The 21,505-nt window shown below is 66.1% G+C and carries 30 protein-coding genes and 1 pseudogene; 23 read left to right on the forward strand and 8 right to left on the reverse strand.

Translation table 11 applies throughout. The features are described 5' to 3' along the window. Window positions 1-51 precede the first annotated feature (51 nt). Window positions 52-1,506, forward strand: coding sequence for an APC family permease (locus EDF28_RS17630; protein ID WP_123939210.1), 1,455 nt, complete (start codon window positions 52-54; stop codon window positions 1,504-1,506). Window positions 1,507-1,773: 267 nt separating this feature from the next. Then, window positions 1,774-2,394 (forward strand): hypothetical protein, encoded by a 621-nt coding sequence (locus EDF28_RS17635; protein WP_123340324.1) that lies wholly within the window; start codon window positions 1,774-1,776, stop codon window positions 2,392-2,394. Between the two features lie 28 nt (window positions 2,395-2,422). Here EDF28_RS17635 and EDF28_RS17640 read toward each other — a convergent pair whose 3' ends face one another. The 3 genes and pseudogenes from EDF28_RS17640 to EDF28_RS19635 all read right to left on the reverse strand — a co-directional run bounded on the left by EDF28_RS17640 (window position 2,423) and on the right by EDF28_RS19635 (window position 4,019). Further along, window positions 2,423-2,860, reverse strand: a complete 438-nt coding sequence (locus EDF28_RS17640) for a hypothetical protein (protein ID WP_123939211.1) — start codon at window positions 2,858-2,860, stop codon at window positions 2,423-2,425. 293 nt (window positions 2,861-3,153) lie between these two features. Beyond that, a pseudogene (locus EDF28_RS19450) lies at window positions 3,154-3,672 on the reverse strand (DUF6264 family protein); the annotation flags it as partial. Beyond that, entirely contained in the window at window positions 3,639-4,019 is a 381-nt protein-coding gene (locus EDF28_RS19635) for a hypothetical protein (RefSeq protein ID WP_123939213.1), read from the reverse strand. The gene EDF28_RS19635 and the pseudogene EDF28_RS19450, both read right to left, overlap by 34 nt. A 76-nt stretch (window positions 4,020-4,095) precedes the next feature. On the opposite strand from EDF28_RS19635, the gene EDF28_RS17655 reads away from it, so the two are divergent. Beyond that, the gene (locus tag EDF28_RS17655) at window positions 4,096-4,431 is read left to right on the forward strand and encodes a hypothetical protein (protein ID WP_123939214.1); all 336 of its coding nucleotides are present in this window, start codon (window positions 4,096-4,098) and stop codon (window positions 4,429-4,431) included. A 6-nt stretch (window positions 4,432-4,437) separates the two neighbouring features. Here the strand turns inward: EDF28_RS17655 and EDF28_RS17660 are convergent, their stop codons facing one another. Then, window positions 4,438-4,929: a DUF427 domain-containing protein gene (locus tag EDF28_RS17660; protein WP_123292406.1), complete on the reverse strand. Its 492-nt coding sequence runs from the start codon at window positions 4,927-4,929 to the stop codon at window positions 4,438-4,440. An 81-nt stretch (window positions 4,930-5,010) separates the two neighbouring features. Here EDF28_RS17660 and EDF28_RS17665 point away from each other — a divergent pair, with 81 nt between their 5' ends. Beyond that, window positions 5,011-6,432, forward strand: a complete 1,422-nt coding sequence (locus EDF28_RS17665; protein ID WP_123939215.1) for an amino acid permease — start codon at window positions 5,011-5,013, stop codon at window positions 6,430-6,432. Here the strand turns inward: EDF28_RS17665 and EDF28_RS17670 are convergent. Continuing rightward, on the reverse strand, window positions 6,419-7,504 hold the full coding sequence (locus EDF28_RS17670; protein ID WP_260155078.1) for a site-specific integrase: 1,086 nt from the start codon (window positions 7,502-7,504) through the stop codon (window positions 6,419-6,421). The two genes, EDF28_RS17665 and EDF28_RS17670, sit on opposite strands and share 14 nt — an antisense overlap. Beyond that, a complete protein-coding gene (locus EDF28_RS17675; protein ID WP_123939217.1) occupies window positions 7,479-8,024 on the reverse strand; it encodes a helix-turn-helix domain-containing protein in 546 nt (181 codons plus the stop codon). Before EDF28_RS17675 ends, EDF28_RS17670 begins: the two co-directional genes overlap by 26 nt. A 119-nt stretch (window positions 8,025-8,143) precedes the next feature. On the opposite strand from EDF28_RS17675, the gene EDF28_RS17680 reads away from it, so the two are divergent. The 10 genes from EDF28_RS17680 to EDF28_RS17720 all read left to right on the forward strand — a co-directional run bounded on the left by EDF28_RS17680 (window position 8,144) and on the right by EDF28_RS17720 (window position 14,260). Continuing rightward, window positions 8,144-8,329 (forward strand): hypothetical protein, encoded by a 186-nt coding sequence (locus EDF28_RS17680; protein ID WP_123939218.1) that lies wholly within the window; start codon window positions 8,144-8,146, stop codon window positions 8,327-8,329. After that, the gene (locus EDF28_RS17685; protein ID WP_123939219.1) at window positions 8,329-9,084 is read left to right on the forward strand and encodes a phage antirepressor; all 756 of its coding nucleotides are present in this window, start codon (window positions 8,329-8,331) and stop codon (window positions 9,082-9,084) included. The genes EDF28_RS17680 and EDF28_RS17685 overlap by 1 nt, the downstream gene beginning before the upstream one ends. Window positions 9,085-9,128: 44 nt before the next feature. Continuing rightward, the gene (locus EDF28_RS17690) at window positions 9,129-9,749 is read left to right on the forward strand and encodes a hypothetical protein (RefSeq protein WP_123939220.1); all 621 of its coding nucleotides are present in this window, start codon (window positions 9,129-9,131) and stop codon (window positions 9,747-9,749) included. Beyond that, window positions 9,746-10,135: a hypothetical protein gene (locus EDF28_RS17695; RefSeq protein WP_123939221.1), complete on the forward strand. Its 390-nt coding sequence runs from the start codon at window positions 9,746-9,748 to the stop codon at window positions 10,133-10,135. Before EDF28_RS17690 ends, EDF28_RS17695 begins: the two co-directional genes overlap by 4 nt. 11 nt (window positions 10,136-10,146) lie before the next feature. Then, window positions 10,147-10,500: a hypothetical protein gene (locus tag EDF28_RS17700; RefSeq protein WP_123939222.1), complete on the forward strand. Its 354-nt coding sequence runs from the start codon at window positions 10,147-10,149 to the stop codon at window positions 10,498-10,500. A 122-nt stretch (window positions 10,501-10,622) separates the two neighbouring features. Beyond that, window positions 10,623-10,781 (forward strand): hypothetical protein, encoded by a 159-nt coding sequence (locus EDF28_RS19340; RefSeq protein ID WP_185094288.1) that lies wholly within the window; start codon window positions 10,623-10,625, stop codon window positions 10,779-10,781. Beyond that, window positions 10,778-11,287 carry a hypothetical protein gene (locus tag EDF28_RS17705; protein WP_123939223.1) on the forward strand — a complete coding sequence of 170 codons (510 nt, stop codon included), beginning with the start codon at window positions 10,778-10,780 and terminating at the stop codon, window positions 11,285-11,287. Before EDF28_RS19340 ends, EDF28_RS17705 begins: the two co-directional genes overlap by 4 nt. Then, entirely contained in the window at window positions 11,284-12,084 is an 801-nt protein-coding gene (locus tag EDF28_RS17710; protein ID WP_123939224.1) for a hypothetical protein, read from the forward strand. The genes EDF28_RS17705 and EDF28_RS17710 overlap by 4 nt, the downstream gene beginning before the upstream one ends. Beyond that, window positions 12,081-13,352 (forward strand): DnaB-like helicase C-terminal domain-containing protein, encoded by a 1,272-nt coding sequence (locus EDF28_RS17715; RefSeq protein ID WP_123939225.1) that lies wholly within the window; start codon window positions 12,081-12,083, stop codon window positions 13,350-13,352. Before EDF28_RS17710 ends, EDF28_RS17715 begins: the two co-directional genes overlap by 4 nt. Next, entirely contained in the window at window positions 13,349-14,260 is a 912-nt protein-coding gene (locus EDF28_RS17720; protein WP_123939226.1) for a hypothetical protein, read from the forward strand. The genes EDF28_RS17715 and EDF28_RS17720 overlap by 4 nt, the downstream gene beginning before the upstream one ends. Window positions 14,261-14,282: 22 nt before the next feature. Here EDF28_RS17720 and EDF28_RS17725 read toward each other — a convergent pair whose 3' ends face one another. Next, complete coding sequence (locus EDF28_RS17725; protein ID WP_123939227.1) at window positions 14,283-14,870, reverse strand: hypothetical protein; 588 nt, start codon at window positions 14,868-14,870, stop codon at window positions 14,283-14,285. Window positions 14,871-15,391: 521 nt separating this feature from the next. After that, on the reverse strand, window positions 15,392-15,607 hold the full coding sequence (locus EDF28_RS17730; RefSeq protein ID WP_123939228.1) for a hypothetical protein: 216 nt from the start codon (window positions 15,605-15,607) through the stop codon (window positions 15,392-15,394). 567 nt (window positions 15,608-16,174) lie between these two features. On the opposite strand from EDF28_RS17730, the gene EDF28_RS17735 reads away from it, so the two are divergent. From EDF28_RS17735 to EDF28_RS17770, 9 genes are all read left to right on the forward strand, one after another. After that, window positions 16,175-16,381, forward strand: coding sequence for a hypothetical protein (locus EDF28_RS17735; RefSeq protein ID WP_123939229.1), 207 nt, complete (start codon window positions 16,175-16,177; stop codon window positions 16,379-16,381). After that, window positions 16,378-16,560 (forward strand): hypothetical protein, encoded by a 183-nt coding sequence (locus tag EDF28_RS17740; protein WP_123939230.1) that lies wholly within the window; start codon window positions 16,378-16,380, stop codon window positions 16,558-16,560. The genes EDF28_RS17735 and EDF28_RS17740 overlap by 4 nt, the downstream gene beginning before the upstream one ends. Continuing rightward, window positions 16,557-16,778 (forward strand): hypothetical protein, encoded by a 222-nt coding sequence (locus tag EDF28_RS17745; RefSeq protein WP_123939231.1) that lies wholly within the window; start codon window positions 16,557-16,559, stop codon window positions 16,776-16,778. Before EDF28_RS17740 ends, EDF28_RS17745 begins: the two co-directional genes overlap by 4 nt. A gap of 19 nt (window positions 16,779-16,797) precedes the next feature. Further along, window positions 16,798-16,998 (forward strand): hypothetical protein, encoded by a 201-nt coding sequence (locus tag EDF28_RS17750; RefSeq protein WP_123939232.1) that lies wholly within the window; start codon window positions 16,798-16,800, stop codon window positions 16,996-16,998. Between the two features lie 55 nt (window positions 16,999-17,053). Further along, the gene (locus EDF28_RS17755) at window positions 17,054-17,992 is read left to right on the forward strand and encodes a hypothetical protein (protein WP_123939233.1); all 939 of its coding nucleotides are present in this window, start codon (window positions 17,054-17,056) and stop codon (window positions 17,990-17,992) included. A 160-nt stretch (window positions 17,993-18,152) separates the two neighbouring features. Further along, window positions 18,153-18,296 carry a hypothetical protein gene (locus tag EDF28_RS19345; RefSeq protein ID WP_185094290.1) on the forward strand — a complete coding sequence of 48 codons (144 nt, stop codon included), beginning with the start codon at window positions 18,153-18,155 and terminating at the stop codon, window positions 18,294-18,296. A gap of 64 nt (window positions 18,297-18,360) precedes the next feature. Further along, window positions 18,361-18,759, forward strand: a complete 399-nt coding sequence (locus tag EDF28_RS17760; RefSeq protein WP_123939234.1) for a hypothetical protein — start codon at window positions 18,361-18,363, stop codon at window positions 18,757-18,759. Between the two features lie 635 nt (window positions 18,760-19,394). After that, the gene (locus tag EDF28_RS17765; RefSeq protein WP_123939235.1) at window positions 19,395-19,736 is read left to right on the forward strand and encodes a hypothetical protein; all 342 of its coding nucleotides are present in this window, start codon (window positions 19,395-19,397) and stop codon (window positions 19,734-19,736) included. A gap of 16 nt (window positions 19,737-19,752) precedes the next feature. Then, window positions 19,753-21,501 (forward strand): terminase, encoded by a 1,749-nt coding sequence (locus EDF28_RS17770; protein WP_123939236.1) that lies wholly within the window; start codon window positions 19,753-19,755, stop codon window positions 21,499-21,501. The last annotated feature ends 4 nt before the right edge of the window (window positions 21,502-21,505 follow it).

The following is a 21,505-nucleotide window of genomic DNA, read 5'->3' on the forward strand; positions in this document are numbered from 1 at the left end:
AACCTTCCTGTGGGACTAGACAGCAAGGCGTCTCGCGCGCAAGGGTGACGCATGGCCACCACCAAGACGGACCGACCACAGCAGGAGCAGCCCGAGCTCCGCAGGGTCATCGGTCCCAAGCTCCTGCTGCTGTTCATCGTCGGCGACATCCTGGGAACGGGCGTCTACGCGCTCACCGGTCAGGTCGCGGCAGAGGTCGGAGGAGCAGCGTGGCTCCCCTTCCTCATCGCCTTCGCAGTCGCCCTGCTGACGGCGTTCTCGTACCTGGAACTCGTCACGAAGTACCCGCAGACCGCGGGCGCTGCGCTCTACGTGCACAAGGCGTTCGGCGTCCACTTCATCACCTTCATCGTGACCTTCATCGTGATGTGTTCCGGCATCACCTCGGCGTCGACGGCGTCGCGGGCGTTCGCTGCCAACCTCGGCGTCGGGTTCGGCCTCGAGTTGCCGAACGCCGTCGTGATGCTCATCGCCATGGGCTTCATGCTCGCGGTGATGGCGATCAACTTCCGCGGTGTCAGTGAGAGCGTGAAGACGAACGTGGTCCTCACCCTGGTCGAGCTGTCCGGTCTCGTCATGGTGATCCTGATCGGCTTCTGGGCGATCGCGGGCGGCAACGCGGACTTCTCGCGGGTGGTGATGTTCGAGACCCCGGAGGACAAGACCCTGCTCATGTCGATCTCCACGGCGACGTCGCTGGCGTTCTTCGCGATGGTCGGCTTCGAGGACTCGGTGAACATGGCCGAGGAGACCAAGGACCCCTCGCGCATCTTCCCGAAGGTGATGCTCACCGGCCTCGGCATCACGGCCGTGATCTACACGCTCGTGTCGATCTGCGCCGTGGCCGTCGTGCCGATCGGTGAGCTCGCCGGCAACGAGACCCCGCTCGTGACCGTCGTGCAGACCGCCGCCCCGGACTTCCCGATCGCCGACCTGCTGCCGTTCATCTCGATGTTCGCCGTGGCCAACACCGCCCTGATCAACATGATGATGGCGTCGCGACTGCTGTACGGCATGAGCAAGCAGGGCGTGCTGCCGGGCTTCCTGGCCCGCATCTCCCCCGCTCGTCGCACCCCGTCGAACGCGATCGTCTTCACCACCGCGATCTCCCTGCTGCTCATCGGTTGGGTCTCGCTCGACCCGGACTCCCCGATCGTGGTGGTCCTCGGTGGCACGACCTCGCTCCTGCTGCTCACCGTGTTCGCCGTCGTGAACCTGACGGTGCTCGTGCTCCGCCGCGACAAGGTCGACCACAAGCACTTCCGAGCCGGCGTGATCATCCCCGTCATCGGCATCATCACGTGTCTGTGGCTCGTGCTGCCGTTCTCGTCCGGCCGTGACCCGCAGCAGTACCAGATCGCCGGTGCACTGCTGGCCCTGGGTGTGCTGCTGTGGATCCTGACCTGGTTCACGCACGGTCGCAAGCAGCCCGAGAAGGCCCCGACCGGCCTGGTCACCGAACCGACGAAGGTGCAGCACCCGCCGTACGACCACCGCGACGTCTGATGGACGCGACCGCCGTCATCTGGACGATCGTCATCGCCGCAATCGCGCTCGTCTCCCTGTCCGCCGGCGGATGGGGTCGGAACAGGTCGCGCCGACACCGACGCTGACGTCGGGACTGACGGTCCTGGTGCACGAACCCCGTGTTCGGCGCACCAGGACCGTCAGTGCGTCACAGCGACCCCCGATCGGGCGGGTGCGGTTCTCAGGCGGCGCCCGTACGCTCGTCGTGCTCCGCCTGCCCTGCCCCGTCCGTCGAGAGGTCCCGTCATGCGCCGTGTCGGCATCACGCTCGCGTCGGTGTTCGGCGCCGGCATCGTGGTCGTCGGTATCGGGGTCGTGGTGCTCGTCGTGATCGCTGTCAACTCGATCGCCGGCATCGCGAAGTCCAGCGCCGCCGACGCCACCCCCACGTGCCCGAAGGTCGCCTCGAAGACCGTCGGCGGCATGGTCGTCCCCGCCGGCCCCATCGCGGGCTTCTGCCAGGACCGTCTGGTGAACGCCGCGTCGGTGATCCAGGCCGCGAAGGCGGTCGGCATCGGGCCGCACACCCAGGCCGTCGGGGTCATGACGGCGATCGGCGAGTCGAGTCTGGTGAACCTGGACCACGGCGACGCTGCGGGACCGGACAGCCGCGGACTGTTCCAGCAGCGCGACAACGGCGCCTGGGGCACGTACGAGCAGCGGATGGACCCGTACACGGCGGCGTCGATGTTCTACGCGAAGCTCGTCAAGGTCCCCGGTTGGAAGACGATGACGCCGACGCAGATGGCGCACGCGGTGCAGATCAACTCGGACCCCGAGCACTACGCGAAGTCCTGGCCGGCGGCGAAGGCCGTCGTCGAGGGGCTGACGGGCGAGACCGTGCCGGACACCGCCCCGCAGGGCTGACCGGTCACGCGACCGCTGGGCGCGCCGGTCACGCGACGTCCTCGTCCTGGTCGTGCTCGTCGAGTTCGATCATCGCGGCACCGCCGTCGTGGACGATGACCTGCGCGCGCAGCCGGATCGCGTGCTCGTCGAGGGCGCAGGCGCACGCGTCGACCCACTCCCAGTCGACCGGGTGCACGCGGTCGACACCGGGCCGCTCCCACGCGAGGACGACGTCGACCGCGCCGAGCTGCCCGACGATCTCGGAGATCAACGACGCGAAGTCGCTGACGTGCTCGTCCGGTTGGTAGGGCAGGTCCGCGATGGGCAGCAGGAACGGGATCGACATCCCGAGCTCGTCGAGGAACACCACCCAGCACTGCCGGCGCACCGGGCGGTCGACCAGGGCGGCGACGAGTTGGACGACGTCGTCGTCGGTACGGACAGGGGTTCGGATCAGGCGGTCGAGGGTGTCGGTGTCAGGCATGACTCCAGCGTTGCGAACCCGGCCCGCCCACCGACGGCCATCGTGTCCATCTGTGGACAACCTCGCCGCCGCAGCCACCTGTGGAGGAACTTCGGCGATCCCGACGCCCCCGCGGTCGTCGCGGTGCACGGGTTCGACCAGCGCGAGAAGGACGCTGGACGGGCCTCCAGTCCGAACCCGACCGGCTCGGCGAGGTTCCACGACCTGCCGCACGCTGATCGCCGAGGTTCCAGACCTCGACGAACAGGGCGCCGACATGCCGAGATTTCGGAACCTCGGGACGGCAGCGCCCCTCAGATGCCGTGCGTCACCGAGCTCTCGATGAGGAGCAGCGCCGCGAAGAACACCGCGACGACGGCGGCCAGCCCGACGAGCACGACCGGCCACGCCAGCCGACGCCGCACCAGCCGCAGGATGCACACCACGATCGAGGCGACCAGCACCAGCGCGATCAGGATCGGCCCGACCGTCACGACCGAGTCCCCGAGCCCCACGTTGCAGGTGTTCCCCGGGGCAGTGCACGACACGAACGCCAACGACATGAGCTTGATGCCCCACCCCGCTGCCAACGCTTCGAGCGTCAGCACCACGAGCAGGGCGATGGAGGCGACCATGTCCGCGACGCGGCGGCGCCCTGCCAGGGGGTGACGGGCCTCCCGTCCGAACCGTGCCGGAGCCGACCCGAGCGGATCGAGACGCGCCCCCGGAACCGACTCCGGACCCGACCGAGGCGCCGAACCGGCGTCAGCCGGACCGGACGACCGGGCGGGCGCGTCCATCAGGACCGCCGGCCGCGCGTGGACCAGAGGGCAACGGCGATGAGCAGCGGCTGCCCGAAGAGGCGCGCGACGCGCTTCTCGTCGGTGTCCAGGCCGAACGCGTCGCGGCGGTTGACCCACTGCGACAGGTTGCCCGGGAAGATCACCGTGAAGAACAGCGCAGCGACGGAGCCGACGAAGCGCCGGGCCGGCTTCGGCGCGAGCACGAGCGCCGAACCGAGGGTGATCTCGGCGACACCGGAGGCCAGCACGGTCGTGTCCTCGGACAGCGGCACGAACTCCGGAACCTGGGCCGTGAACTCCTTGCGCGCGAAGGTGAGGTGACTCGTGCCGGCGAACACGAGCGCCAGGCCGAGCAGGACGCGGAGGAAGGAACGCATGCCTCCATCGTGCCTGCTCCCGGGCGACGGTGCTCGCACGTGTACGGAACCCGACCGGCTCGGTACATTCAGACGTATGGGAGCACCCTCTCGGGACCACGAACCGCCAGCAGCCCCGGCGACCTTCGCCGTGCTGCTCGGCCCGGTCGCGTTCTACCTCGGCATCATCGTGCCGGCGCAGGGCACGGTCCGGCACGTCCTGCTCGGTGCGGCATTCGGCGTCGTCTGCGTGCTGAGCGGCTGGCGGGCGATCGTCATCGCCGGTCGCCGTCGCCGGGCGGTGCAGGTCTGGGCGTGGATCGGCATCGTGATCGGCGCGGCCGGCCTGGTCATGATCGTCTGGCAGCTGCTCGTCATCGCGACCGCCGGGGCGTTCCCGCCGCCGTTCTGGTCGCCCTACGCGAACCGCTGACGCGGGTCACCAGCCGAGCGTGCCGGGCGCACCCTTGAACGGGCCGACGACGTCCGACGTGATCCAGCCGCCGTAGAAGTCGCCGTCCTGCGACTGCACGACCTCGCCGCCGACCTCGCACGAGTCCATCGCCGACGGGTAGATCGCGACGCGATCCCGGAGCGACTCGTACCCCGGCTCGGGCGTCGGGTAGTTCCACGCGGCGCGGCTCGCGACGGTGCCGTCCCCGCCGACCACGTCGAAGTACCGCGCCCGGCCCTTGAACTCGCACATGCTCGACCCCTGGGCGGGGCGGAGGTCGAGGTCCGCCATCGGCAGGTAGTACACCGGCGGGTGCGAGGTCTCGAGGACCCGCACCGCATCGGTCGTGTCGGCCACGACGGTGCCGCCGAACCGGACGACGACGCGGGCGGTGACGGGCTCGACGGCGGGCGGGCGGGGGTAGTCCCAGACCGATTCCTGTCCGGGGCCGGGTTCGATCCGTGTGGGATGGCGCATGGGGTCGTGTCTACGCCGAACGGCTGCGGTCCGGCTGGCGGGTGGGGTGCACTGCGCCGCCGCAAGGTGCACCATGGGCGGGTGACGACGACGACACGCACGCTCTTCCGACGGAAGCCCATCGAGACGATCGATGACGACACCGGAGCCGAGGGTGGCCTGAAACGGCACCTCGGCCTCTGGCAGCTCACCGCGATCGGCATCGGCGGCATCATCGGCGCGGGGATCTTCACCCTCGCCGGCACCGTGGCGAACGGCGTCGCCGGTCCAGCGGTCCTCATCAGTTTCCTGGTCGCCGGCGTCGCGAGTGCCGCTGCAGCGTTGTCGTACGCCGAGTTCGCCGGCCTCATCCCGAAGGCCGGCAGTGCGTACACGTACGGCTACGCGGTGCTCGGCGAGATCGTCGGGTGGTTCATCGGGTGGGACCTGCTGCTCGAGTACACCGCGATCGTGGCGGTGGTCGCGATCGGCATCTCCGGCTACGTCGGGTTCCTGGTGGGCCAGTTCGGCATCGACCTGCCCGCCTGGATGCTCGGCGCCCCCGGCACCGGCGACGGCCACGTGATCGACGTCTTCGCGATCATCCTGTGCCTGGTCACCGCGTTCGTGCTCACCCGCGGCATCCGCAGCGCCGCCCGGTTCGAGTTCGTCGCTGTCGGCATCAAGGTCGCGCTCGTCGTGCTCATCGTCGTGCTCGGCGTGTTCCACATCAACAGCGCGAACTACTCCCCCTACTTCCCGTTCGGCTTCGGCGGCGTGATGACCGGTGCCGCGACGGTGTTCTTCGCGGTGTTCGGCTACGACGCCATGTCCACCGCTGCCGAGGAGTCCGTCGACGCCCGCAAGCACATGCCGAAGGCGATCCTGCTGTCCCTCGGCATCTCGATGGTCCTGTACGTGCTGGCGACCCTGGTGCTGACCGGGATGCAGAAGTACACGGACATCGACCCGGCCTCGGGCTTCTCGTCGGCGTTCGCGTCGGTCGGCCTCGGCGGTGTCGCGAACGTCATCGCGATCGGCGCCATCGTCGGCATCGTCACGGTGCTCGTCACGTTCATGCTCGGCGCCAGCCGCGTCTGGTTCTCGATGAGTCGTGACGGCCTGATGCCGAAGTGGTTCTCGAAGACCGACCCGAAGCGCCACGTCCCGACCCGCGTCACGTGGATCCTCGGCATCGCATCGGCGATCCTGGCGGGCGTCCTGCCGATCGGCGTCGTCGCCGAACTCACGAACATCGGGATCCTGCTCGCGTTCGTGGTGGTCTGCTCCGCGGTGATCGTGCTCCGCTACCGCCAGCCCGACCTCGACCGTCAGTTCCGGCTGCCGTTCATGCCCGTCATCCCGATCATCGGCGTCATCGCGTCGCTGTGGCTCGTGACGTTCCTGCAGTGGGAGACGTGGGTGCGGTTCGCGGTCTGGTTCGCGATCGGCCTGGGCGTGTACTTCGGCTACTCGCGACGCCACAGCAAGTTGGCGGAAACCGAGGCTCCTAAGACCCCGTAGTCCGCAAATCGTCCGCAGAATCGGCCGTCGAGCTCATCAGGGCGGTCGCAGCGGCACGAGTGCGGTCCGCAGCGTCCGGCCAGATGTGCGCGTAGACGTCGAGGGTGATCGCTGGCGAAGAGTGCCCGAGAGCACGCGAGACTGCGACCGCGTCGAGCCCGCCCCAGATGAGTCCGGACGCGTAATGGTGGCGCATGTCATGCGGTGTGATGCCATCGATTCCGGCCGCGCGGCATGCGTTCACAAAGTAGTGGCGAAGCGCCGTCGGGGACGGTGGCCTACCGAACATCCAACGGTCGTCACCGTGGACGCCGATCGCCTCAATGTGCCGGGACAGACGCTGAGCAAGCTCGTCAGGGATCGGCACCACACGTTCGGAGCCATGCTTTGGCGGAAGCACGTCCAGCGCTCCGACTCGGTTCTGAATCTGACGCTGTACGTGGATGGCCCGCCGCAGGAAGTCGATATCCCCGACTTGGAGGGCTGCGGCCTCGCCGATGCGGAGTCCCGCGTAGGCCATCACGTCCACGAAGGCTGCCCAAGCGGGATCAATGGCTCCACGGATTGCACGCACCTCCGCCGGCGACGGCAGGCGCATCGTGTGTTCAGTCTTGCGCTTCGCCGGGAGCTTCACGCCCTCGAGGGGGTCGTACGCCAACCGACGATCGAGCATGGCGGCGCGCAGCGCGATCCGGACGTAAGCGACGCGTGTCTTCACGGTGGTTGGCGCCAGACGGTTCGCGAGCTGCTTCACGTAGGCCTCACCGTGGGAACGTCGAAGGCGCATGAACGGCACCGATCGGAACGAACACTCCCCCACCGCACGGTCCGCGAGGCGCCGGGTGTTTTGCGTCCATAGCTGGTCCTTGGACCAATCGGCGTAGAAGTCTTCGAGCGTGCCGCGACTTGCTGCCGGCGCCACATACGTCCCGGTGAGCTGCGAGGAAGCGACCTCGTTCAGCCAGGCTTGTGCTTCGCGCTTGAGATCGAAGTGCTTCGCGTGTTCCTTGCCTTCCTCGTCGCGGTAGCGAGCCCGCCAGGAGCCGTTAGGACGCTGCCGGACGCTCGCCACTCGGGTACTCCTTCTCGATCGTCTCGTTGTAGGCGATGAGCCACGGGTCGTTCGCATCGACGAACTGACCCATGAGGCTTTCGTCGCCACGGTCGCGCTCGCGATGTTCTCGAACAACGTCTTCGACAGTCGTTCGCAACCAACCACCGCCGTCTTCGTGCTTGCGCCTCAGCTTGCCCTCGACGTGGCGGTAGGTAAGGGCAAGCTGCATCCTCGCCTGCTCGAAACGATCCACGGCAGCTTCTAGCGCCTTACTGGCGTTGCTGCACTCACGCATCCACGCGTCTACAACCGCCTCACCGTCGTCGGCGGTGAGATCGAAGAACGGCTGTCCAAGAACCTCAACGACCGCTTGGGCTTCCGAGAGTCGAAGGGGGCGTTCCCCCTTCTCGATGCTCCAAACAGTTGCCTGAGACCACCGAAAGCCGCGCGCTCGCATCAGCTCCGCCACCTCCTTCTGCGAAAGGTCGCCGCGGAGGCGGGTGAAGTTCTTACCGATCTGCTCGTCGTCAACGCTCACCCGCCTGACTGTACTGCAACGCTAGTTGAAGTCAACACGCGGGGAATCTAGTTGCAAACGACTCGGAACGGTGGTCTACTTGCTGAGCAAGTCACAGACGACTAGGAAAGGGCAACCCGATGTCTAACCGAATCAACACCGTGGCGGAGGCCGCTCCTCAGCTCCGCAAGACCGAGGCGGGGCTCCGCTGGTATCTCCGCCAGCCGGACTGCCCCCTGAAGACCATCCGGATGGGATCGCGCATCTACGTGACCCAGTCGAGCATCGACTCACTTCTCGCTGGCGAGATCCCGGCAGCTTCGTGATGAACGCGATCGACGTGTTCCGTTACGACGGAGCCGAAGTGCGCATCGTCATCAGCGAAGCAGGTGAGCCCTGGTTCGTGGCCGCCGACATCTGCCGCGTCCTAGGCATAGTCAATGCTCGCGACGCTCTCAACCGCCTGGACGAGGACGAGAAGGGGGTCGGCACTACCGACACCCTTGGCGGCTCGCAGCAGGTCAACATCGTGAGCGAGGCCGGTGTCTACGGACTCACGTGGACCAGCCGCAAGCCCGAAGCGCATTCGTTCCGCCGTTGGATCAAGCACGAGGTGCTGCCGAGCATCCGACGTACTGGCTCCTACGCAGTGACACCAACTCTGCCGAAGTCGTACGCCGAAGCACTCCGCGAGCTCGCTGGCACCGTTGAGCAGAACGCGGCGCTCGAGGCGAAAGTCGCAGCCGATGCCCCGAAGGTGTTGTTCGCCGACTCAGTATCGACCTCAGCGACGGCGATCCTCGTCGGGGACCTCGCAAAGATCCTCAAGGGCAACGGCGCTGACGTCGGCGCGAACCGCCTGTTCGAGATGCTGCGGAACGACGGCTATCTGATCCGCCGCAAGGGCACCGACTGGAACATGCCGACGCAGCGGTCCATGGAGCTTGGCCTCTTCAAGGTGAAAGAGACTGCGGTCACGCACTCCGACGGTCACGTGACGGTGAACAAGACACCGAAGGTGACCGGCAAGGGTCAGGCGTACTTCGTGAACCGGTACTCGACACTTCGGGCGGTGGCCTGATGGACGTGGCCAGTGACGCCCACCTGGGTCCAATCATCCGGCGCGTGCGTGAATCCCACCAGCTGAACGTTCAAGCGATCGCTGCACGAGCGGGCATCAGCACTCGGATCCTCATGCGGGTTGAGGCCGGCGAGGTCGTTCCAACCGACAGCTGGATCCGGCGCGTGACGTTCGCAATCGCCAGCCTCATGCCCGCACCATCGCCCGTCTGCAAGCTCGCGGGATGCGACGGAACCCACCAAGACCTGCGCCAGATCATCGGCGCCAAGAAGAAAGCCCCTGGGAATCAGAGCGCCAACTCTGCCAGGGGCGAGATCGCAACCAACCGCCAGGAAGGCACGAACATGTCTACAACGAACACCGTACAGCCCACGCCCGACAACGCGCGACCCCCGATTGGGTGCACCACGCTCGGCTGCGACAGCTCCGGAATGCACGAGAAGAACGAGCCTCTGTGGCACCACGCCATGTCCACCGAGGGTGACGGCTGGAGCGTCTCCGTCGACCGCTTCGAAGGTCAGGAGAACAGGTGGGTCGTCTACGTCGTCGTGGAGAACGAGCAGCCCCTCAGTGCAGACGTCTTCTCGGCGCTGTCGCAGGCGTACGAGACGGCGAGCGCTCATGCCTCGCAGCTGAACCGTCACCCCGCGGCGGTGACCCGATGAAGGCGTGGGAGCCGACGCCGTCCGAGCGCCGGAAGTTTCAGGGCTACGGGGTGGAGTTCCGTGAGGCGGAAGCGCACGGTGTCCGGATCACCGAGGTGGACGGTCACGTCGGCCGGGCGGTCACGCTCTACTACCGGATCCCGTCGCTGCGGAAGTTCGTCGTCTACTACTACGCCGGCACGACAGTCCAGGAACGTCGCCTGATCACCGCATGGGGTCGCGCTCTGCCCGCTGGCGGGTGGGCACGCCACATCGACCGGTGGCGTCGTCGCCACATTTGCGGCCGAGCCGTCTTTGTGCAGGAGATCGCGCTCCTCGCTGATGATCCGTTCGCGCAGCTCGAGCTCGAGCTGATGATCGACGCGGCCAGCGAGGTGACGGCGTGAAGCGCGGAACCATGATCGGCATCGACGAGGATCCGGATTGGGCCGAGGTCTCCGAGTATGACGAAAATCTGGACGCCTACCACTGGGGTCCGCTGCTCGAGATAGATCTGCCTGGCGTCGTAGGGCCGAATGAGCCAAAGCCGTCTATCTGCATCGAACGCTTCGACCGTGTCACCGAAGACCGACAGCACCAGATCGTCGGTGACTACGCGATCGCCCTCAGCTTTGATCTAGCGGGCATGAACCTGACAAGCCCGGACGATCTTGACGTATTCGCAGACCGGTTACGGGAAGCGGCACAGGAAGTCCGCGCCTTCATGAAGACCGAGGGCTTCACCGAAGTTGTAACGGATCGTCGCGCGTGACGCTCTCGACGATGCCGACGTCAGTTCGCTGCCTTGTCCCGGCGTGCACGGCCTACGCAACTGAGCACGCTGACCACCCGCACGAGTCCGATCGCTTCGACCACCCGAAGTGGTCTGTCGCCGTGCAGAAGCACGACGGCGAGCAGCACTGGATCGTGCAGGCATCCCTCACCAACACCAACGTGCTGACCGCCACCGAGGCCATCAGCCTCGCGAACGACATGCACTACGCCGCAGCGGAAGCAGCGCGGCTGAACAAGCACATCCAGGAGGACCGATGACCGTCTCCATCTACATCCCATCGACACTGTCCGCCGGCGCCCGCCAGGCGCTCACCGACATGCTCAGTGGCACCACCGAGGTCACTTCGCTCGTCGACACCGAGCAAGGCCTCTGGACCGTCTCCGACGCGGAGGCGGTCGCCGTGGAGCTCGAGCAGGCTGGGTACGGCGTGCGGAGCCGCACGGGCGCGTTCGCGTGGACAATCGAGCCGCACAGCCCGCCGAATCTGGGCACGGACTTTCTCGACGACATCACGCCAGCGCTGGCGATCGTCGAGCAGATCATGGCCGACACCAACGCTGTCCGCACTCCGAAGAACCCCGGTGTCGTCGACAACGACGCAGGATTCGGTAGCTACGGACTCCTCATCGGCGTGCTCAACATCCTGCAGCTCGCCGACCACGATCTTCGGGGCGATCTGCAGGCACGGCCTGCATCGGTTCAGTTCCCGATGGTCGCCCAGGTGCTCGCCCGACACATACGACGAGAGGCGGGACAGCTGTGACTGGGGTGCCCCAATCAGAAGTCACCGCGCACGACTTCGTGATGGTGCGCGCCGCACTCGTGCAACGGCTCGGGAGCGCCAACAACGCACTGGTCTGGACCCGGATCCACTTCCGCTGCTCAGACGGCGCACAACGGCACGTCGATGACAACGGCATCGCTTGGTGGCGCGCCTCGAACGAGCAGATCGGCGAAGAGGTCGGGCTCACCCCGGATCAGGTCTACAAGGCGACTAGCGCGATGAGGAAGGCGGGCTTCATCGAGTCAACCGAGCACCGGCTCGCTGGCAACTACGACCGCACACAGTCCTGGCGCACCGTGGTCGAGGGCGACGAACTCGACGTCGTCGATCGACGGAATGGAGTCCGTCATACGACGATCATGAGTCCGTCAAACGACGATCAGGACGCCGTCGATCGACGGAATCTTCCTCTTAGTCAAGACACTCTCTCTACGTCGGACGTCGCAGGAGCGACGATCCGTGACGACGTCAGGGAAATCCTTGACTACCTCGACGCAGCAATCGAGCGGAACGACGCGAAGAAGCCGTCACGGACGAAAAAGAACCTCGACGCCGCCCGCCGGCTACTCGACAACGACGGCCGCACTGTCGACCAGGTCAAGAAGGCCATCGACTGGGCCACGACCGACTCCTTCTGGCGCTCCAACATCCTGTCGATGGCGAAGCTCCGGGAGAAGTACGACCAGCTGCGACTCAGCGCGCAACGAGCGGAGCAGCCGCAGCAGAACCGCCAGCCCGCCTACGCGGGCCGAGAGGAATACCGGGCACCCGAATGATCGACAACGACATCCCCTACGCGGAGCTCGCCGTCATCGGAGCAGTCATGCACACCGACGGCAAGGCGCTCGACCGCATCGCCCTCGCCGGCCGCGATTTCGAGGACGCCCGCCACGGCGCGCTCTTCGACCTGATGCGAGAGCGCCACGACCGCGGCGAACCTGTCGATCACATCACGATGAGCGTGCTGCCGAAGATGGATCCTCTCTTCATCGACCGTGCGTACGAAGCGGGCTGGTCCCATGCAGTGGTGACAAGTCACGCCGAGGCGGTCGCAACCGCGGCGCTCCGACGCCGTCTCGCCGCCGTTGGCAGCCGCCTGCAGCAGCTTGGCGGCGCCGCAGAGGCAACGGAAGCGGAGCTACGGGAGCTTGCTTACGGCTTCCTCGATGCGGCCATGGGGTCCTCTGTCTCCCAGGTCACCTACCTCGCCGACATCGTCGAGGAGACAGTGCAGTACATGACCGAGCAGCAGCAGTTCGTCCCAACGCCGTGGCCGAAGCTCAACCAGATGATCGGCGGGCTGCGACCTGGCGCGCTGTACGTCTTCGGTGCCCGGCCCGGTGTCGGTAAGACCGTCGTCGCGCAGAATCTCGCCCAGACACTCGCACGACATGGCGGTGTCTCGTTCAGCTCCCTCGAGATGGGCCGCTACGAGCTCCACCAACGGTTCATCGCAGCGAACAGCGAGATCACCCTGTACCGGATGAAGAACGGCAGGGTGACCGATGCCGACGTGCAGACCATCCGGTCGAATGTCAGCCGGGTGTCGCCGCACGTCGCGATCGATGACCGCTCATCGGTTGGCCTGGCGGAGATCCGCCAGCACGCCCGTCAGGTGCAGCACGACGGCGGACTTGCCGGCATCGTCGTCGACTACCTGCAACTCATGGAGGGCACGCCCGGCACGAGCAGGCAGGAAGTCGTTGCCGCGTTCTCTCGCGGCCTCAAGATCCTCGCTCGCGACCTGCACGTGCCCGTCATCGCGCTGTCGCAGCTGAACCGAAACAGCGAGTCGACCCTGTCCGGGCAGCCGAAGCTGTCCGACCTCCGCGAGTCCGGCGCGATCGAGCAGGATGCCGACCTCGTCGTGCTGCTGCACCGCGAGAAAGACCCGCAGACACAGAAGCTCGACGAGTTCAGCATCACGTTCGACGTCGCGAAGAACCGCCACGGCGAGACGGGCATCGTCCGGCTCGACTGGGACGGCACCCACTCCCGAATCACTGACCCGACAGCACACCCGATCCAAGGAGCAGCAGCATGACCATCGACCAGCAGGCTCAGGAAGAAGCCACCGTCAACCCGACCGTTCTTCTGTCGCTCGCTGCAGCTCGAGCACGTCACCGGCTAGGTGAGGCTCCGGGCCTGGTCGCCTACGTTCGGACGCTCATCACCCCGGCAGGGGCTCAACGCTCGGACGGGCTCCCCCGCCCTGCGTCGAAGGAAGCGCCGGCGCCTCTCCGAGTGGACGCTGTCGACGAGTCGGACGCTGCATACGCGCAGCTGCTCAACTGGGTCGCCTACTGGTCCGAGACCCTGCATATCGCTCCCCCAGTCACAGCGGCGTACGCGTGGTCGAACAGCCGAGAGGTGCAGGGCTTCCGCGCCGGCGTCACTCCAGAGGGTGCAGCCGTCCTGGTGCGGAACTCGACCGTGTGGCTTCTGCTGCACCAGGACAAGATCGAACGGCACCAGCAGGCCAGCGCGTACTTCGAAGATGTCGCCTCGATCGTCTGGGACCTCCGGAAGAAGTTCCCGCGGGACGGTCGAGGTCCACGACCGGTATTCCCGCGTGCTTGCCCGGTCTGCGGGGACCCGTCCATGGGCGTCGAGTGGCACTCGGAGCAGCTGCAGGACTTCACCCTCGTGTGCTCCTACTGTGGCTTCAAAGGCGACACCGCCGCGCTTCTGAAGGAGCGGGACCTCGCCGAGCTCCTGCGTGACATGCGCTCCGAAGAAGTCGCGGAACCGACCAAGTGGTGGACGAAGAAGCAGGCCGCGCGGGAGATGCGGATCACACCGCAGACCCTCAACCGGTACATCCAGCAAGACGGGCTGAACACCCACACGGCTGACGGGGCGGTGTACGTGAACGCGGACCAGCTACGGGAGATCTGGCGAGGCAAGCGGATGCGAGACCAGAACCCACGAGCTGAGCGTCAAGCGTCCTAGGGCGAACGCGCCGGGCCGGCCATCAACGCTTCCGACGATTGGCCCGGCTCGGACGCGCGATTCTGGGACCACGCATGCGCGGCCTCGGACGAGGCGACAAAGCGACCACCTCTTTCGGCGCACGATCGGCTCGCGGTTCCTGGATCTTGCCGCTGGCAAGCATGAACTCGACCATCTGCGCAGTGCGGGCACGTTCCTGCTGCTGACGCTCCTCGTAGGAGCTCTGGGCTGCACGAAAGACGCGTTCTCGCGTCTTCGGGTCCTTCATACCGCGCTCATGGATCTCGTCCGCGATACCGGTCCTTGTCATGGTGGCGACAACGACGGTAAGGCCCACCACGAGCCAGAGCGCCATGGAGACGAGGTAGACCATGACAGCGTCGAGCCCACGAAGAGCCTCACCGGACGAGGCCGATGCCACACACCTCGTGATGATCAGTACGGACGCGAACACCGTGATGACCGAGAACCACCGGGCGAACTTCACGGCGCGCTTCGCCATCGGTGTTGTCCCCACGAAAGACTCGGCGTTCCGCGCGTCGAACGCGAGCACGAGCAGGCCCACCGGAATCACCTGCGCTAAGACGCTGGCCCCTTCAACACTGATCACCGTCGGATCCTATTCGACACGCTGGGGCCTGAAACTACCCGGGGTGTTCATCCGTCGGCTATAATCGACGTAACACCGCATGCCCGCCTGAGACGGCGGGCTTTGTCGTTACCGGGGTGGGCTTGCGTAGGACGCGGGTCCACGGGTGGTCCGCCGGGCTAGTGTTCCCTCAGGGTCTTCGCTGTCGGCGATCTCTTGCAAAGTGCGTGCGACGAGCGGACCTTGCTCTGTCGTGTGGGAGTCTCGGTCAAGCGCATCCAGAATGCGGACGTCCGCCCGCCGATCTGCGTGGTGACCATCGCGGGTGATCAACACAGCCGCTGTCCGAGCGTCGCACTGCCCGTTGTCGCAGTAGATCTCGACTCGTCCATTGTCTGCGCTTAGGTCGCTGTCGGAGATCTTCGCTGACATCTCGCCGCAGAAGTAGCACTGGGCGTACCCGGACGAGCCAAACGCATTGCCTACCAGCGCCCGACGAACCCACGGCACCTCGCCTGCTTCCCAAAGGCCGCCGTCGGCCATCAGCTCCCCTCCTCGCGGCCGTCCTCGACCACTCGGACCCAAGCGCCGCTGTGTTCACCGCCGTAGTAGTGAACAGTGTTGCCACTCCGCGTTCGCTCGCTGTGCAGGCCGGGCTCTAGCAGCTTCGCAATCACCAGGTCGTGAACGTTGTCCAGCTGGTCCAGCAAGATGCCGTCAGTTTCAGGGGGCAGGTGCAGATAAACGAGCTTCCTCATGGTCTGACCCTAGTGAATCAATGTCTCAGGTGGCCAGATCCTGGGATGGGCTGTCGGAGCCACTTCGGGTTGGCTCCGACAAGGATGGTGACCTAGCACCCGCAGCACACCGCGCCTGCGACAACAACCGCGGTCTTCTCCCGGTCGCCGGGACCACGCCCGCAGGCTGCGGGACCACAGAGCTTCGCACGGGCCTTTGCCGGACCAGCCCTGCGTCGAATTAGACCGGCTGAGCAGTCTCACGCGGTGGCCTGCCAGGTGAATCCGAGCAAAGCTTCTGCCCCGCCAGAGAGCGGGCAGGTTCAGACCCGTTTCAGCCGGGCCGCCTGCCCGCTCTGCTGTGCCCCCACACTTCCTCTTGCCAGCCGACACGCATCAGCACCGCACCTAGCCGCCAGTCCACGCCTCGGGCGTAACGGACCGGCCGCACAGCGAACCTAACGATCGCGGCGCGAGCACGAGGACCCTTCAAGGCCGTGACCCTGCACGGCAACTCGAATCCCTCGACGGGGCCAGCACGATCTACGAACCCGCGGACCGGCTCCGCCCAGCACCGTAGGAGGCGACATGCCTGAGCCCATCAAGGAGACCGTCTACTGCGTCGCTCGAGGCGACCAGGCGATCAGCTCGTACTACGAAGTCCGGCAAAACGCAGCCTTGGACCTCATCCGCATCGAGCAGTCGATGCGCGACGCGATGCTGGAACCCGACGTGACCCTCGCCACGGTGACCAAGACCACCACGTACGGCGACCCGGAACCGGTGACGGCATGAGCGACTTGCTCCTTGCGCTCTGGCACCTGCTGGTGACACTCGCGCAGCTCTGGTGCGTGCTGTACGCCGCGTGGGCGGCTTTCTACAAGATCCCGAAGCTCATGCAGGAAGTGCGGATCGCACGCAAGAAGGCGGAACTGCGCGACATCGTTGAGCGCAACCGGTGGAACCAGCGATGACCGCCGGTGACCTCAGCCTCGGCGAGTACCGCTCCGCCAAGCTGAAACTGCTCGCCGGCATCGAGAAACAACTCACCCTCATCGCCCAGAACACGGCCCACGCGGACGTGCATCTCAGCGAAGAGCAAGTCGCCAACGCCTGGGAAGCACGCGGCCTCCGCATGTACGCCGACGAAGTCGTGGAAACCATCCGCGACCTCGGCATCACCGTCGACTGACGACTAGGGAGCTCACCCCATGACGAACAACAGCAACGTCTGGACAGACCAGCTGCCCGAAGTGACCATCGAGCCGAAGCCGAAACGCTCCAAGACCAAGGGTCTCGCCTACGCGTTCGGCGTCACGCTCGCATGGGTCGCACTTGCGGCCATCGGAGGGCTGATCGGCTCACTCACCGTGTGGGGCATCGTCGCCATCTGGCGCGCCATCCTCGGCTAGCAACACACGCTCGGCTCACCACCGAAGCAGTTCCGCACGGATCAGGGAGAACCGCATGAAGTCCCGTGGTGACGACGTCATGGCAACGAAAGCGATGGCCCTCGCCGGCAACGCCCGGTCGATGGTCCTCGCCCGAGACCCACGCTTTACTGACTTGTCCGCGCTCGTCGCGCAAGTCCTCGGAGCCCTCGCCGCCACGAACGCCACACAGCAGGTGCAGGCCGACGTCCTCGCCGCAGTGTCCACGAACCTCAACACCGTCACCACGGCCCTCGCCCAGAACACGTCCGCTGACGCCACAACCAAGGCGCAGCTGAACGCCGCGAAGACCGACATCGCTGCTGCGCAGTCCCAAATCGTGGACGCGCAGCAGCAGATCAGCACGTTGACGGCCGACGTCACCCAGCTCGGGCAGACCCTCACCACCGCGACGTCGCAACTCGCAGCGGAAGACGCCGAACTCGCAGCCCGCATCGCCGCCGCAGAACAGGCCCTCGCCAACGAAGCGACCATCCGCGCAGCAGCTGACGCCGCAGAGGCCAAAGCACGCGCAGACGCGGACGCTGCAGAAGCCAGAGCACGAGCAGACGCGGACACCGCGAACGCCGCTCTCGCAGCCGCCGCAGACAAGGCCGAAGCCGACGCTCGGAAGGCATCCGACGCTGCTGAGCAGACGTCACGCGCCGCAGCAGACACAGCACTCGCCGTCCGTGTCGCTGCACTCGAGAACCACATGACCGCCGTCACGTCAGGACGAAAGTCGCAGACCGTAGTGTCCCTCGGCGCCAACGCCACAGTCGACGTTGCCGTCACCTTCGACGCTGCAGCCCCCGACTGGACGTACACGCCCCTCGCGATCCTCTCCTCCGACGCGTTCACGCCAGCCGGGTTCAAGAACCAGACCAAGGACGGCGTTACCGTCACCCTGAAGGCGAAGGCAGCGATCACCCTGTCCGTGTCAGTCCTCGTCACAGTCGTCGCACTGAAGTTGTAGGAGGCGACCGTGAGCATGGGACGCCGACAGCGGAAGACCAGCGCCGAGTGGGACGCGTACAGCAGGTGGGGACGTAAGTACCTCTGCTACCTGCAACGAGCAGGAGCCAGGTCCAGCATCAAGCGGATGAGCCGCCGCCGCGAACGCCACGAAGCACGCCATGCAATCCGCGAGTCAGCCTCCTGACGACATCAGCGGCCACCGCACCCGCACGAACCGCTGGCCGGCACCGCTCACCCCGCACCCGAAAACGGTCGCGGAGATCAACGAAGCGATGGCCGACGTGATCGAGGACAGGAGCTGAACGCATGAGCCTCCGCGACTGGATCCGCCGCACTACTACTCACACGCCGTCTACTCTCGATGACGTGACCGAGTTCCCCGAAGCCCTCACCCCACGCCACCTCACGTCAGTCGTGATGGAAGAGGGTGACGGGCAGGTCATCGTCACGTTCGGCCTCGGTGCCGAGCTCACCGCTGGCGAGTACTTCGGGTACGCCGTCGACTACTACGGCACGGACGGGAACGGCGGGAAGCGCTTCGGCGTCCGCCTGTCACCCACCGAGGTCAAGGCGTACGTCTTCGACTGGGAATCCGCCACCCAAGCCAACTACGCAGCCGACACGGTACACGTCACCGACGAAGCGATCGTCGCCACCTACCGAGACGCCAGCATCGGTGTCGACGAGGTCGGCACCATCAAGGCGTTCTCCCACATGGGTAGTGACGACGCTGACACGGACGTCGCCGTCACTCTGCTCCGCTGACACTGAGGGAGGCCGCATGCGTGACAACGGCCTCACAGTCCCAGCCTGGTCAGGACGCCGCGCACAAGCCGCGCTCGAACAGGTACGCACCGAGCACCGACCAGGCGGCCCCAAAGCCACAGACCCGCAGCGTGGCACACCCTGCTGCGAGTGCCACATGCCCCTCGACTACACCAGCCGAGGTAAGGGCGACAGCCTCACCGTGCAACACGTGAAGAGCAGACGGGACTTCCCCCAACTCACGTGGGAGCCGAAGAACTGGCTACCCTGCCACGCCTCATGCAACTACGCAGCCGGCGCTGACGGTGTCGGCATGACCGGACTCGGACTCACCAGCATCTGAACAGAGAGGACCGCCATGCACGACACAGTCGACCGTGTGGTCCTCGCCACTGCAGCGCTCGCGGGACTCATCGCAGTTGTCCTGCAAGGCGCACACGCACTCACAGCCGCACTACTGGTGCTCCTGACCTACCAGTACGCCCAAGACGGGTACCCGGCCTGCCCAAACCCCCCGGGGTACCAGAAAATCCATGTCTGAAAACCGACAGGACGATGCCGCCGGTGGTGTCCTCTCCCCCCGAAGTGCTGGGAGGGGGTCGCGCTGATGAGAGGGAGGGCCGCTGATGGCGACTGTGAACCTCGTCGAGGCGACTGAGGAGGCCTTCGAGGCTGCGACGCATCTCACTGATGCGGATGCGGGTGCGAAGGCTGCGCTCTTGGCTCTCGCTCGGAAGATCGACGCGTGGGACGTGATCGTGGACTGGGCGTTCGAGGATGCGTCGGAGGACGATTCGCGTCCGAAGGTGCCGGCGAACGACAACGTGTCGATCAGCGCGTACCTGAAGGGCTGCGATCAGCTCGGGTTGACGCCGGCTGGTCGTGCGGCGTTGTCGAAGGGGGCTGCTCCGGCTGCTCCGAAGGCGTCTTCGAAGATGGCGACGCTCACTGCGCTGCAGGGCGGTAAGTCGGCGTAGAGCTCGGAGGTGGTCGGTGCGTTACGGACCGGACTTCAAGCAGCCTGACGACTCGATCGAGTCGGAGTGGGTGTTCGATGGTGTCGAGAAGCTGGATCCGCGGATGCGGTTCGGTGAGCCGGTGCCGCGGATCTTCACTCCGCCGTTGCGGGATCTGACGCCGGAGACGTCGTGGGGCTTCTCGGTGATCGAGTTCGCTCGCAACGTGCTCGAGATCGAGCTGATGCCGTTCCAGCGCTGGTTGGTCATTCATCTGCTCGAGCTCCGGTCGGATGGGTCGCTGCGGTTCCAGACGGCGTTCGTGCTCATCGCCCGGCAGTCGGGCAAGTCGACCCTGTCGCAGGTGTTGGCTCTCTGGTTCATGCTCGTGCAGAAGTGGCCGCTGGTCCTTGGCACGGCTCAGGACTTGGCGACTGCGGAGAAGGTGTGGGACGGCGCGGTCGCGCTGATGGAGGACGACGGGGACCTGTCGGACCTCATCGACAAGGTCGTCCGGGTGAACGGGTCGAAGTCGCTGCGGTTGCGCGGCCGGCTCGAGTACCTGGTGAAGGCTGCTTCCCGGTCCGCTGGTCGTGGCCTGTCGGGGAACCTGATCCTCCTCGACGAGCTTCGGGAGCAGCGCAACTGGGAGGCTTGGGGCGCGCTGACGAAGACGACGCAGGCGCAGAAGGACCTGCTGGTCCTGGGCCTGTCGAACGCGGGTGACATCTCGTCGGTTGTGCTTCGGCACTTCCGGTTGAAGGCGCACGCGGCGCTCGGTGATCCGGACGGCATCGGTCTCGACGACTACATGCCCGACTCGGCGCCGACGGTGCTCGACACTGACGGTGAGGACGAGTTCGACGACCCGGACGAGCTGACTCCGGACAGTGCGTCGGTGTTCCTCGCTGAGTGGTCTGCGACCCCGAACCTGCCGGTCACGGACCGTGTTGGTTGGGCGCAGGCGAACCCCGCGCTCGGTCACCGCATCCGGATCCGGAAGCTGATCGAGGACTCGCAGAACGACCCCGAGTGGGTGTTCCGTACTGAGGTGCTTTGCCAGTGGCCGGACACCGCGCTTGATGGTCCGTTCCCTGCAGGGTCTTGGGAGCTCGGCCGCAACGTGCCGGGTGAGCGTCCCGATGGGTCGAAGTACCTCCTCGACGACGACAAGATCGTTGGCCCGTTCGATGTGTGCATCGATCAGTCCTCGGACCGGTCGATGTACTCGATCACCGCGGTCGGGAAGCGTCGGGACGGCAAGGACCAGGCGGAGCTGATTGCGTACCGGTCGGGGAACGACTGGATCAAGGACTTCCTGACGTCCGATGAGCGGTGCGCGGGACGTGTGCGGCGCATCACGGGGCAGACGCGTGGCGCTCCGGTGTCGTCGTTCATGGCGGCGCTGCTCGAGGCGTACGAGGCTCCTACGGATCCGTTCCGCATCGAGACGGTGCCGTGGTTGGGTGCTGATCTCCTGATCGCTCACCAGCTGCTGTACGACGCCGTTTCGGACGGGTCGGTGCGGCACAACATGCAGCCGCAGCTCGACGTAGCGGCCGGCACAGCAGCTACGAAGCAGCTGACTGGTGGGTTCGTCATAGATCGGGACTCGTCCCCTGCTGACGCTGCTCCGCTCGTCGCGATGTGTGGCGCGTTGTGGCTGGCCAGGAAGCGGTCCGCTGAGCCTGCTCCTGCTCCTCCTCCTCCGAAAGCGGTCCGTTCCGCTGATTCCGTACCCGGCTCTGGGACGCTCACCAGCCACATCCGCAGCGTCGGGTTCTGACGAA

This window comes from Curtobacterium sp. PhB137, assembly GCF_003814955.1.
In the GTDB taxonomy this organism is placed as follows: Bacteria; Actinomycetota; Actinomycetes; order Actinomycetales; family Microbacteriaceae; genus Curtobacterium.